Raw genomic sequence first — 11,882 nt, 5'->3', positions numbered from 1 at the left:
TTCTCGAACTCAGCCGGACATGTCCGGCTGAGTTCGAGAACGGAAGCTAAGCGTTCGGATGAACTCGCAAATTAACTCTTCGGCGTTTCTTTAAAGTCGTCGCAAGAATGTCTCCGTGCTTCTTCAGGCCTGCGCACGGGTGCGCTACAATACAAAAGTTTGAAAAACCCCAAGGCTCGGCGGCGTCATTGGCCGCGCGGGCGAGAAGGAGCATGCATGTCCAAGCCGTCATTCTTTATTACCACGCCCATTTATTACGTAAACGCGGCGCCCCATTTGGGAACCGCGTACTCGACCATCTTGGCCGATGTCCAGGCTCGCTACCGTCGCGCGATGGGCTACGACGTCAAATTCCTCACCGGCATGGATGAGCATGGCGAAAAGGTCGCCGAGGCCGCCGAGCAGCACGGCTTCGATTCGCCTCAGGCATGGTGCGACAGCCAGGCTCCCCTGTTCCAGAATTTGTGGAAGACGCTCGAGATTTCCAACGACGACTTCATTCGCACGACCGAGCCGCGCCAGCACCATGCGGTTCAGTACCTCTGGGAGCGCATGCAGGAATCGGGCTACCTGTACAAGGGCAGCTACGATGGCTGGTACTGCGTACCCGACGAGACCTATTACACCGACAACCAGGTGAAGAAGGGCGACGAGGAGTACGGTTCGGTTGGCCAGCACCTGTGCCCCGATTGCCATCGTCCGCTCGAGCGCGTGCAGGAAGAGTCGTACTTCTTCAAGCTTTCCGCGTTCCAGGACAAGCTGCTCGCGCTCTACGACGAGCATCCCGAATTCGTGCAGCCCGATTTCCGCAGGAACGAGGTGCGCAGCTTCGTCGAAGGCGGTCTGAACGACCTTTCCGTGAGCCGTACGAGCTTCGATTGGGGCGTTCCCGTGCCGTTCGATGACGGCCATGTGACCTATGTGTGGTTCGACGCGCTGCTGAACTACATGACGGCTGTGGGTTATGGCCTTGACGACGATGCTTCCAAAGCAGAGTTTGCCTTCCGTTGGCCCGCTCAGTACCACATTGTGGGCAAGGACATCATCCGCTTCCACTGCGTCATTTGGCCGGCCATGCTCATGGCTATTGGCGAGTCGCTGCCCGAGCACGTGTTCGCGCACGGCTTCCTTACGGTGCGCAACTCCGAGACCGGCAAGGCCGAAAAAATGTCGAAGAGCCGCGGCAACGCTATTGCCCCGCAAGACGTCATCGACCTGCTGGGTGTTGAAGGCTACCGCTACTACTTCATGACCGACGTGGTTCCCGGCACCGATGGCGCTATTTCGTTTGAGCGCATGGAGCAGGTGTACAACGCCGATTTGGCTAACAGCTGGGGCAACCTGATTTCCCGCTCGCTGAACATGAGCGCGAAGTACTTTGACGGCTGCGCTCCCGCGAAGCCTGCCAGCGCCGATGCGTTTGACAACCCGCTCGCGAAAATCGTCGAGGGTCTGGTCGATCGCTATGCCGCCGCGATGGACGTGCTCGATTACGGTGCAGGCAAAGATGCCGTTATGGAGCTTATCCATGCTGCGAACCACTACATCGAAGACTCCGAGCCGTGGGCGCTTGCCAAGGACGAGGCAAAGGCCGACCAGCTCGCGTTCGTGATTTACAACCTGCTCGAGGCCATTCGCATTTCCGCGCACTTGCTCGAGCCGTTTATGCCCACCACGAGCGCCGAGGCGCTGCGTCGCATTTCGTGCGAAGCCGAGGCTGGCAGCGACAACCTGGCCGAAGCCTGCGTATGGGGCGGCTTGGCTGGCGGCGCGCCGGTTGAGAAGGGCGACGCCCTGTTCCCGCGCCTGCAGAAGAACGACTAATCGTTCATCTGAAGAACAAAAGCATTAAAGAGCCTGGTCCAGCTTGCATGGGTCAGGCTCTCTTTTTTGCGGGCGTGCTACAATGCCTGCGTGCTGGTAAAGTCCGACGCGGAGCGGCGCTTCAACGCAGATTGGAGCAACGCTTATGTTTGAAAGAATTCTATGTGCCGCAGCTGCGGTCGCCACAATAGCAGGCTTTGTTTTAGAAGTCTGGCGAGAACTAAAGTCAAATGCGCGCGAGGACGACAAGGGGAGAAAAAAGAAGGGCCGGAGCTAACCGACCCTACTAAATCGTAAACACCTGCGCCGCCCGTTGTTCCCTAGCCCGGAACGGGCTTTGCCAGTGCATCTGGAGTATACCACGCTGCAATTGGCTTGTTCAATGGCGTTGCGGCGTATGAAGTTTGGATGTTGGCAATGGTTCAAAAGAATTTCGATATCGATCCCGATGGCGACGCGGGGTATCTGCTGTTCGGTGATGCGCTGTTTCGCAAGCATCGCAAAAAAGGGTGGGCTTATGTGGGCTCGCCGGCGCCTGCCCTTGAGGCGCCCGTGGCCGATACGCATGCGCACCTTGCCATGCTGTCGCACCCGGCGTTGTCGCTTGCGCGTTGCGCCGTGGTGGGCGTCGATTTCGTATGCGCGATGTGCGACCCGGCCGAGGGCGATGAATGCGAGCGCACGTATCGCGACCTGGGTATATGGCGTGCCGAAGCATTGCGCTTGTTGCCCGAGGTATTCGAGGCTACGCGTCGCAATGTGACGGCTGAGCGCGAATCGCTCGAAGCGCAGGCTCATGCCGCTGGCAAGAAGCATGCGGGCCAAGCGGCCGAGGCGGCGGCGCTGCTCGAGTCGGCGGCTGTTGATGAGCGCGTATGCAATTTGTGCTGGGGCGCCGAGCCGGCCATACCTCGCATGCGCATCGCATGCGGAGTTCATCCGCATGTCGCAAGCCAGTGGGATGCCGCTATGGAAGCGGCCTTGCTTGAGCGTTTGGCCGATCCGCGTACCGCCGCCTTGGGTGAAGTTGGGCTCGATTACCACTACGATTTGTCTCCGCGCGATGTTCAACGGAACGTATTCCGTCGGCAGGTGCAGCTGACCCATATTACGGGTTTGCCGCTCGTGCTTCACGTGAGGGATGCGCACGAAGACGCATTCCGTATTCTTGAAGAAGAGGGCTGGCCTGAAGCCGGCACGTTGCTGCATTGCTGCAGCGTGGGCCCCGATGAGCTTGCGCGCTGGGTCGAGCGTGGGGCGCATGTGGCATTCGGCGGCGCGGTCACCTTCCAGCGAAGCGACGATTTGCGTGCGTCGTCGGCGATGGTCCCGACCGATCGCCTGCTTACCGAGACCGACGCGCCCTATATGGCCCCCGTTCCGTTTCGCGGTATTGAGTGTGGGCCTGAATTCACGCTGTTCACGGCCGAGCGCATAGCCGAAGTCCGAGGGGCCGCTCCGGGCGAGGCTCGTCGCGCCTTGTTGCGGCAGATGCACGATGCGGGTGTGGCGTTTTTGGATCGCGAGCCCACGGAATGGCAGCGTGCGCATGCCGATATGGCGAGGGATGCACGATGAACGCCGCGCAGGGTTCCTATGAGCTGGTGCTCTGCGGCTCGCCGCGTAAAAACGGCGTATCGTCGCGCTATGCGACGCAGCTGATCGCTGAGCTCGAAGCGAAGGGCGTTGCTGTTGAGCGTTGGAATGTGGCCGACCATGTTGTGGGCGGTTGCGTCGGCTGCGAGGGGTGCCGCCGTGCGTTGCAACGTGCTCAATGCTCGGAGCATTTGACACATTGCGTGATTCGCGACGATATGGACGGGCTGTATGCCCTGCTTGATGGCGCGGCGGCGGTTCATGTGGTAGCACCTGTGTATTTCTCGGGGCCGACGTCGCAGTTCAAAGCCGTTTTGGACCGACTTCAGCCATACTGGGAGAAACGGCGTGGGCCGAATAGGCAGTCAGGTGCTGCCGATGCGCCAAAGCGCCCCGTTACGTTGCACGTGATTGGTTCGGGAGGCGACCCCTATGGGTTTGCCGCTCTGGAAAGTTGCGTGCGCTCGTCATTTGGGGCTGCAGGTTGGCGTGTTGGAGAAGTGGCCGACCGCATTGGCTGGGGCCAGCCAGAGGCGGAATCTCAGAAAGAAACGTTTGGTTCGTAGCCGGGCATGGTTCATGGGATGGCCCGCCCCTCGAAGGTTTGAAGGCCCTCGAGGGCGCGTGGCCCGGTGGCTGCGGGCGCAAACGTGCCGATTTTGAGCAACGGGGACGAAGAAAAGGAAACTCTATGGCAATCGCATCGCATTTGGCATCGGTTGGGGCAACGCGTGACGTGCTTTCGCGCCACGGTTTGGCCACGAAGCATTCGCTCGGACAGAACTTTTTGGTGAACGATGCCGTTATCGCGAACATTTGCAAGCTTTCCGAGGTGTGCGAAGAAGATAACGTGCTCGAGGTGGGCCCGGGCATTGGCACGCTGACCGTGGCGCTTTTGCCTCGCGCGAAGCACGTGCTCTCCATTGAGCGCGACCCCGATTTGCCTGCCGTGCTCGACGAGACGTGCGACGATTTCGACAACTTCACGCTCATTGGCAAAGACGCCCTGCGCCTGAACGACGACGATTTGATCGCCGCATTTGGCAAGCAGGCGGTCGAGGCGGGCGAGGCCCCCAACAAGTTCATTTCGAATTTGCCCTATGCCGTGGCGGCGACGCTCGTGCTCGATTATTTCCAGCGAATTCCCAGCCTGCAGAGCGCCACGGTTATGGTGCAAAGCGAAGTGGCCGATCGTATGGAAGCCGTTGTGGGCACGAAAGATTACGCCGCGTATTCGGTGAAGCTGCAGCTCATCGCAAAGGCTACGGGCCGCTTCCAGGTTTCGCCGGGCAATTTCTTCCCGCCGCCGCGCGTGACGAGCTCGGTTATTCGTCTTGACCGCCGCAGCGACTTGGGCCTGTCTGCCGAGGAAATCGCGAATGCGAGCATGGCCGCCGACGCGGCGTTTTTCACGCGTCGAAAGACTATCTCGAACTCGATGAAAGGCTATTTCTCGAGCCGTGGCGATCAGGGCAAGGCTATTGCCGCGAAGCTTCCTGAAATTCTTGCCGAAGCGGGCATCGACGCGAAGCGACGCGGCGAAACGCTCGAGTTGTCGGAATTCGTGGAACTCGGTCGCGTGCTTGCGAAGGCGAAGGCCGAAGAATAAAACGATACGTGCCGCCGCACGGCTCAAAAGCAACGGCATCTCAACGATAAATAGGCATCTACCTGCAGATTCTATGAATTCTTCCATTCCGTGGTATTATGCTCCCTTGCGTGTAATAAGTGCGCTGTATGTCGGCGCCGTACTATATATGAAAAGGAATCCACCGAATGGAACTTGAAAAGCAGGCAAATCTTGTCGGCGATATTCGTGCTGAGCTTATGGATCGCATTAACACTCGCCTGAAGGTTCGCGCCAATATGGGTCGCTCGAAAATCGTCGAATGCGAAGGCACGCTCATGCAGGCGCACCCCGCTTTGTTCGTCGTCGAGGTTGACCGCAAGCGTGGTCGCAAGGCTCGCCAGTCGTACCAGTACGTCGATATTCTTACCGGCATGGTCGAACTGTTCGACGCCGAAACGAAAGAGCCCATCTTCGGCAAGTTCATGGACGATGAAACCGAAGAGAACGCTGCGGCTTCGGCCCTTGAGATGCTTCTGAGTGACGACCTTGAGGACGATGACGACGACGATCTGTAAGCGGTTTCGTTGCTGATGTCGCCCAGGTGAACACGTAATTTTCCCAAAGATGAAATTAAGTGTTGACACCCGAGCGATAAACGTGCAAAATACTTGCTTGCGCACAAGCGCATCTTACGTGGGGATGTAGCTCAGCTGGGAGAGCATCACGTTCGCAACGTGGGGGTCGTGGGTTCGAATCCCATCATCTCCACCACGTAATTTCAAAGGCCGTTCTGACGAACGGCCTTTTTATTTGCCGCTGCGCGGAAGCCCAGCACTCCAGCTTGGCTTTCAATCGTCGCTCGCGTACAAGCAGTACGCGTCGCTCCTCTTTCAAGCCAATCTGAAGCACTGGGCTTCCGCTCGCTGTCCTGGTCTGACCAGCGATTCTTTTGTGGCAGAGATATGCCTTGACCCAGGCGGTTGCCTAGCCTGTTTTGTTTTGCTTGACGAAGGGATTCGAACCGTTGAGGTCGATTCGCGTTAAGAAAACAGCCCAGGCGAAGCACCTGGGCTGTTTGCGTCCCCCTAGCACCTGCTGGGCAAAATTCTGCCTGCTTCATCGATGGCGTGGCCGCGGCAGGCATCGAGCAGTTCGTTGGCCCAGAACGGCGCCTCAACGAGCGGCTCGTCATCGAGCGCGATAACCTGCAGCGTGTATTTGTGGTCGCGATCGGGCGGGCAGGGGCCGACGTATCCCACGCCTCGCTCGGGCTCGCTTTTCGCGGCGGAGTTGTATCCCTGCACGAGGCGCGAGTGCTCGTTGCGGCTCAAGTCGTCGGGGAATTCGATATCTCCCTCGAAGTCGCCATTCACATAGGCACACCAGTGGATCCATGGGAAGCCGCACACGGGCACGCTGTCCCAGTCGATGAAAAATACGGCGAGCGCGCGCGTGCCATAGGGAACGCCCTCGACGGTAAAGGGAAACGAGCGGCGGCAGCTCCAGTCGTAGCAGTCTTCGGGTGCCGCGTATTTTCCGTAAGCATCGGGCAAATATCCTCGGTCGAGTTCCATCTGAATTCTCATGGCGACTCCTTCCGCTCGACAGCGCGTCATGCGCGCTGCGTTTCGCTCGGTCTATGTCTCAATCATACCTTGCATGTCGGTTGCGTGCCGACAAATCTTTGCGAACCTTTCGGCTTTTGGCTTTTCGCGGGCTTGCCCGTGCGGTTCGCGGTCTGCTTGCGCAGCTTCCCTTCGCGTCAAGGTATGATGGTTCGAATTCGAAGGAAAGGTGGCGCGTATGCGCATTCTGAATATCTCGGCGCAAAAGCCCGACTCAACGGGAAGTGGCGTGTACCTGGCGGAAATGGTGCGTTGCGAGCTTTCGGCTGGCCATGCGGCCGCTGTGGTCGCCGGCGTCGATGCGTCCGATGCGCCGATGCTGCCTGAGGGCGCCGTCCCTTATTTCGTGCGCTTCAATACCGAGGCGCTGCCATTCAATGTGTGCGGCATGTCCGACGTGATGCCGTATGCCGCCACGCGCTATCGCGACCTTACGCCTTCCATGGCCGAGCAGTTCTGTGCCGCATTTGCGCAGCGCATCGCGCATGCGGCGACAGAATTCGCACCTGACGTGGTCATATGCCATCACCTGTATCTCGCGTGCGCCGTTGCCCGCGAAACATTGCCGAACATTCCCATGGCTGCGGTGTGCCATTCGACCGATTTGCGCCAAATGCGCAACCACGGCCTTGAGCGCGAGCGCATCATGAATGCCGTCCGCTCGCTCGAGGTGATTTTCGCTTTGCATGAGGAGCAGAAGCGCGAAATCGTTGAAATCTTTGACGTCGAACCCGCAAAAGTGCTTGTGATTGGCACAGGATACAACGCGCAGGAGTTTTCTCCCGCCAACGAGCGCGCGGCCAACGATGGCGTCTGCCGTTTGCTGTATGTCGGCAAAATCGGGTACAAGAAAGGCGTCGAGAGCCTTATCGCGGCGCTTGATGTGCTGGCGAAGCGTCCCGGCGCCCCGCGCATAGAGGCGTGTTTGGTGGGCGGCCATAGCGATGCCGCGGAATACGACCGAATCGCGCAGCGAGCCGCCGCATGCGCGATTCCCGTGACGTTCGCGGGCAAAATCAGCCAGGATGATTTGGTGCAAGCGTATCGCACGTCTGATGTGTTCGTGTTGCCGTCGTTTTTCGAAGGCCTTCCCCTTGTGACTATCGAGGCTATGGCGTGCGGTTGCCGTGCGGTCGTTACCGATTTGCCGGGCGTTCGTCCTTGGCTTGAGGCCCATGTCCCGGGCGCGCCTATCGACTACGTGGAATTGCCCAGGATGCGTGGCGTCGACGAACCGGTGAAGAAAGATTTGCCTGCGTTTGAATCCCGCCTTGCCGATGCCCTTGAACGAGCCGCGCGCGAGGGCCGGCCGGCCGAGCAGTTCGACGTGTCGGCGCTTTCTTGGGAGTCGCTCGTGGCGCGTGCGACGCGCGCCTTCGAGGCGCTCTAGCGGCTTCGAGACGAAATCAACCGAACCAATCCAATGGCCGGCGTCAGCCACGCGGCCATACCACAGGAACTCCTGTGTGTTTTTGGGCCATCGCGTATGCGGTGGCCCTTTTCGCATCGGCAAGGCGCTCCCGCATAAAACCCTCCGCTTGCAGGGTTATAGCTTCCGTTTGCGCTCCCCGCGCGCTACACTTGCGCTATACGCAGCAACGCTTCGTTCGACGACGAATTCTGCCCCGTCGCCATTCTGCATCCGAAGCGTGTGCCCATATGCCTCGAAGGCGAGGCAACGCTCGCGCACCTGCAGCGCGTCCGCCATTCTGCACCGTCGCCCGACGTTTCTTTTTTGCGCCCATATTCCTTGTGGGCTGGCGATTCGTCGCGTGATAGTTATTGGAAACCGAGCGCGAAGGGCGCATGTGCGCACGGCCCCAGGGGTGGGATGCCGCCTTCGCACGAAGGGGGAATCGAACATGGCAGACAATCGTGAAATGTGGCAAAGCCTCGGCATGGACCTGGAAACCCATGACCAGCTGTGCGCCGTGCTTCCCACGGCGTTTGGCGATGTGTACCTGAGCCAGGAAAACCGTCCCGCGGGCATGGCATTCTACGATTTCGTGGTATCGGACATTCACGGCATTCGCCCTGCCGAGCTCATTGAGCTGCAGAAACAGGGCGGCAAGGTGTTCGGCACGTTTTGCGTGTACGTGCCCGATGAGGTCGTCGTTGCGTGCGGCGGCGCGGTTACGGGCCTGTGCGGCGGATCCCAGTTCTGGGTGCCCGATGGCGAGAAAGTGCTACCGAGCGATATGTGTCCGTTGGTGAAGGCGTCGTTGGGCGCCCATTTCGGCAAAACGTGCCCGTATTTCAGCGTGGCGGACATGTATGTGGGCGAAACCACCTGCGACGGCAAGAAGAAGGCCTACGAGATTCTGGGCGCCGACAAGAGCACGTATGTGATGGATATTCCCCAGATGAAGCGCGCGAAAGACATCGACAAATGGGCCGACGAAATCGCCGACTTCGCGAAGATGGTGGAAGAATTCACCGGCAATGAGCTGACGGCAGAAAATCTCGCCGCGGCAATCAAGCTTACCAACGAGAAGCGCCGTGCGCTCGCACGCGTATTCGACGCCACGAAGGCCGAAAACTGCATTCCTATTTCCGGCAAAGACCGCCTGCTCATGACTCAGATCGCCTTCTTCGACGACCCCGCCCGCTGCGCGCAGAAGGCCAACGAGCTCGCCGACGAGCTCGAGCAGCGCATCGCCGACGGCGTGAGCGTATTCCCCGAGGGCACGAAGCGCATTCTTATTACCGGCACCCCCATGGCTATTCCGAATTGGAAGCTGCATCACATTATCGAGACGAGCGGCGCCGCCGTGGTGTGCGAGGAAATGTGCACGGGCACGCGCTACTTCGAGCATTTGGTCGATGAAACCCAAACCACGCTCGAAGGCCAGTTCCATGCTCTGTCCGAGCGCTATATGAAGAACAACTGCGCCTGCTTCACGCCCAATGAAGGCCGCATTGACGACATCGTGCGCCTGGCGCGCGAGTACCACGTCGACGGCGTGATCGATGCGAACCTGAAATTCTGCACGCTGTACGACACCGAGAAGTCGGCCGTGGCGAAGGCGCTCGAAGCCGAAGGCATTCCGTGCTTGGGCCTCGAGACCGACTACACCGACAACGATGCTGAGCAGTTGCGCACGCGCATCGAGGCGTTCGTGGAGATGCTTGGTTAACGTTCGATTATTGCACTGCATGGTTGGCGGCCTCGTGCTTTGGCGCGGGGCCGCTCGGTGCGGCATGGACGAATCGAAATGCGCACGAGGGCGCGTTTCGAATATCTTCGCCGCGGCATGAAAGGGTGGAAATGCTCGGAATTGGTGTGGACATAGGGTCGACCGCTGCGAAGGTCGCCGTGCTCGATGATTCGGGCGAGATCGTTGAGACGTGGATGCGTCCGACGGGCTTTTCGAGCGTCGATGCCGCGAATGGCGTGGCGGAACACCTTGAGGCACAAGGCTTCTTCGAAGCGCCGCATGCCGTGGTCGCGACGGGGTATGGGCGCGTGGCGGTGCCGTTTGCCGATAAAGTTGTGACCGAAATCACGTGCCACGGCAAAGGCGCAGCGCGCCTGTTCGGGCGCGACGGCGTGGTGATTGACGTAGGCGGCCAGGACACGAAGGTCATTCAGCTTGCGGGCGGAATGGTGAAGAAGTTCCTGATGAACGATAAATGCGCGGCCGGTACGGGTCGATTTCTGGAAATTATGGCCGACCGGCTCGCGGTGAGTCAGGCCGAGCTTTCCGAACTCGCGCGCGCCGGCGAGCCCACGTCGATTTCGAGCATGTGCACCGTGTTCGCCGAGTCGGAAGTCATCTCGCTTGTCGGCCGAGGAGAGCCGCGTGAAAACATCGCCAACGGCGTGATCGAGTCGGTTGTGGGGCGCGTGGCCACTATGGCGTCGGGCATTGCGGGCGACCAGGTATTTCTGACGGGCGGCCTGTGCGATAACGACTATATCGTGCAGCGCCTTTCCGCCGTGCTCGGCCGAAACGTGCGCACGGCGCCGAATGCGCGTTTCGCGGGCGCCATTGGCGCGGCCGAGGTGGCATTGGGGCTGAAGAAATAACTGCCGCGGGGAAGCGGAATGCATACCGGGGATATCGAAGGAAGAAGAATCGCATGGCTGAAATCGAACTGCCGCGCACGTTTGAGGAATTCAACGACCAGCGCAAGGCGTCGTTTATCAAAGTGAAGAACTACAAGCAAGCGGGCGGCAAGCTCATCGGCTTTTTATGCTCCTACACGCCGCTTGAGGTCATGGATGCGGCGGGTGCGGCGTCGGTGGCGCTGTGCGGCATGTCGGACGAGACCATTCCGGCGGCAGAAACGGTGCTGCCCGCGAATCTGTGCCCGCTCATCAAGTCGACGTACGGCTTCGCGCTGACCGACAAATGCCCCTTCACGTATTTTTCCGACATGATTGTGGGCGAAACCACGTGCGACGGCAAAAAGAAGATGTACGAGCTCCTCAATGAGATCAAGAAAACGTACGTGCTGCATTTGCCTCAAGGCCAGGGCCGCCCGTACGAGGCCGATATGTGGTACGAGGATGTGAAGCTGTTCCGTCGCCACCTCGAAGAGTTTTACGGCATCGAAATCACCGATGACGACCTGCGTGCCGCGGTTCGCCGCCGCAACCGCCTGCGCCGCGCGCTTGCCAGCATGTATGACCTGCAGCGCGCCGAGCCGCCGGCGATGGGCGGCGTGGAAATTCTTTCCGCCATCCAGGCCTCAACGTTCAGCTTCGACATCGAAGATTATGCCGCGAAAATCGAGGTGCTCGTTGAAGAGAGGCGCGCTGCGCTTGAGCGCGGGGAAAGCCCCATCGACAAGAATGCGAAGCGCATCCTTATTACGGGTTGCCCCATGGGCGGCGTCATCAACAAGGTGGGCCGCACCATCGAGCGCTGCGGCGGCGTGATTGTGTGCTCCGACGATTGTTCGGGCGAGCGCACCAACCGCATGCTCATCGACGAAAGCGCCCCCGACATTCTGCGCGCGATTTCCGATCGCTATCTGCGCATCAATTGCTCGGTCATGACGCCGAACGGTGGCCGTCTTGAGAATATGATGGACATGTGCGAGAAGTACCATGTCGATGGCGTTATCGAGAACGTGCTCACCGCGTGCCACACGTTCAACGTCGAAAGCGCGAATGTGGCGAAAACGTGCGAGAACGCGGGCATTCCGTACATGAAGCTCGAGACCGATTATTCACAAAGCGATGCAGGACAGCTCGAAACGCGCATTGCCGCGTTCATCGAAATGCTGTAAACCTCGATCGGGGAAATGAAGGGAGCGCC

10 protein-coding genes and 1 tRNA gene are annotated in these 11,882 nt (G+C 59.6%); 10 read left to right on the top strand and 1 reads right to left on the bottom strand.

Annotated elements, in window-relative coordinates:
* Window positions 1-216: 216 nt before the first annotated feature.
* From metG to Q0D41_RS08470, 6 genes are all read left to right on the top strand, one after another.
* Window positions 217-1,824 (top strand): methionine--tRNA ligase, encoded by a 1,608-nt coding sequence (gene metG / locus Q0D41_RS08495; RefSeq protein WP_294377884.1) that lies wholly within the window; start codon window positions 217-219, stop codon window positions 1,822-1,824.
* 417 nt (window positions 1,825-2,241) lie between these two features.
* Window positions 2,242-3,402, top strand: a complete 1,161-nt coding sequence (locus Q0D41_RS08490) for a TatD family hydrolase (protein ID WP_294377879.1) — start codon at window positions 2,242-2,244, stop codon at window positions 3,400-3,402.
* Window positions 3,399-3,986, top strand: a complete 588-nt coding sequence (locus tag Q0D41_RS08485; RefSeq protein WP_294377877.1) for a flavodoxin family protein — start codon at window positions 3,399-3,401, stop codon at window positions 3,984-3,986. Before Q0D41_RS08490 ends, Q0D41_RS08485 begins: the two co-directional genes overlap by 4 nt.
* A gap of 125 nt (window positions 3,987-4,111) precedes the next feature.
* Window positions 4,112-5,029: a 16S rRNA (adenine(1518)-N(6)/adenine(1519)-N(6))-dimethyltransferase RsmA gene (gene rsmA / locus Q0D41_RS08480; protein WP_294377874.1), complete on the top strand. Its 918-nt coding sequence runs from the start codon at window positions 4,112-4,114 to the stop codon at window positions 5,027-5,029.
* A 167-nt stretch (window positions 5,030-5,196) separates the two neighbouring features.
* A complete protein-coding gene (locus Q0D41_RS08475) occupies window positions 5,197-5,565 on the top strand; it encodes a Veg family protein (RefSeq protein ID WP_294377871.1) in 369 nt (122 codons plus the stop codon).
* 120 nt (window positions 5,566-5,685) lie between these two features.
* A tRNA-Ala gene (locus Q0D41_RS08470) sits at window positions 5,686-5,761 on the top strand.
* 314 nt (window positions 5,762-6,075) lie between these two features.
* On the opposite strand, the gene Q0D41_RS08465 is transcribed toward Q0D41_RS08470, so the two are convergent.
* A complete protein-coding gene (locus Q0D41_RS08465) occupies window positions 6,076-6,576 on the bottom strand; it encodes a YbhB/YbcL family Raf kinase inhibitor-like protein (RefSeq protein ID WP_123218973.1) in 501 nt (166 codons plus the stop codon).
* Window positions 6,577-6,793: 217 nt separating this feature from the next.
* Between Q0D41_RS08465 and Q0D41_RS08460 the strand changes: the two genes are divergently transcribed.
* The 4 genes from Q0D41_RS08460 to Q0D41_RS08445 all read left to right on the top strand — a co-directional run bounded on the left by Q0D41_RS08460 (window position 6,794) and on the right by Q0D41_RS08445 (window position 11,853).
* Window positions 6,794-8,005 (top strand): glycosyltransferase family 4 protein, encoded by a 1,212-nt coding sequence (locus Q0D41_RS08460; RefSeq protein ID WP_294377868.1) that lies wholly within the window; start codon window positions 6,794-6,796, stop codon window positions 8,003-8,005.
* A gap of 472 nt (window positions 8,006-8,477) precedes the next feature.
* On the top strand, window positions 8,478-9,752 hold the full coding sequence (locus Q0D41_RS08455; protein WP_294377865.1) for a double-cubane-cluster-containing anaerobic reductase: 1,275 nt from the start codon (window positions 8,478-8,480) through the stop codon (window positions 9,750-9,752).
* 131 nt (window positions 9,753-9,883) lie between these two features.
* Window positions 9,884-10,645, top strand: a complete 762-nt coding sequence (locus Q0D41_RS08450; RefSeq protein ID WP_294377862.1) for an acyl-CoA dehydratase activase — start codon at window positions 9,884-9,886, stop codon at window positions 10,643-10,645.
* Window positions 10,646-10,698: 53 nt separating this feature from the next.
* Window positions 10,699-11,853, top strand: coding sequence for a double-cubane-cluster-containing anaerobic reductase (locus Q0D41_RS08445; protein WP_294377857.1), 1,155 nt, complete (start codon window positions 10,699-10,701; stop codon window positions 11,851-11,853).
* Window positions 11,854-11,882: the final 29 nt, after the last annotated feature.

Source organism: uncultured Slackia sp. (assembly GCF_934630525.1).
Taxonomy (GTDB): domain Bacteria; phylum Actinomycetota; class Coriobacteriia; order Coriobacteriales; family Eggerthellaceae; genus Slackia.
The sequence above is the reverse complement of the archived record's forward strand: the minus strand, read 5'-3'. Positions and strand labels throughout refer to the sequence as shown.

Excerpts from the sequence above, each read along its gene's own strand:
- metG (WP_294377884.1), top strand. The coding sequence starts at position 217 with ATGTCCAAGCCGTCATTCTTTATTACCACGCCCATTTATTACGTAAAC.
- Q0D41_RS08490 (WP_294377879.1), top strand. The coding sequence starts at position 2,242 with ATGGTTCAAAAGAATTTCGATATCGATCCCGATGGCGACGCGGGGTAT.
- Q0D41_RS08485 (WP_294377877.1), top strand. The coding sequence starts at position 3,399 with ATGAACGCCGCGCAGGGTTCCTATGAGCTGGTGCTCTGCGGCTCGCCG.
- rsmA (WP_294377874.1), top strand. The coding sequence starts at position 4,112 with ATGGCAATCGCATCGCATTTGGCATCGGTTGGGGCAACGCGTGACGTG.
- Q0D41_RS08475 (WP_294377871.1), top strand. The coding sequence starts at position 5,197 with ATGGAACTTGAAAAGCAGGCAAATCTTGTCGGCGATATTCGTGCTGAG.
- Q0D41_RS08465 (WP_123218973.1), bottom strand. The coding sequence starts at position 6,576 with ATGAGAATTCAGATGGAACTCGACCGAGGATATTTGCCCGATGCTTAC.
- Q0D41_RS08460 (WP_294377868.1), top strand. The coding sequence starts at position 6,794 with ATGCGCATTCTGAATATCTCGGCGCAAAAGCCCGACTCAACGGGAAGT.
- Q0D41_RS08455 (WP_294377865.1), top strand. The coding sequence starts at position 8,478 with ATGGCAGACAATCGTGAAATGTGGCAAAGCCTCGGCATGGACCTGGAA.
- Q0D41_RS08450 (WP_294377862.1), top strand. The coding sequence starts at position 9,884 with ATGCTCGGAATTGGTGTGGACATAGGGTCGACCGCTGCGAAGGTCGCC.
- Q0D41_RS08445 (WP_294377857.1), top strand. The coding sequence starts at position 10,699 with ATGGCTGAAATCGAACTGCCGCGCACGTTTGAGGAATTCAACGACCAG.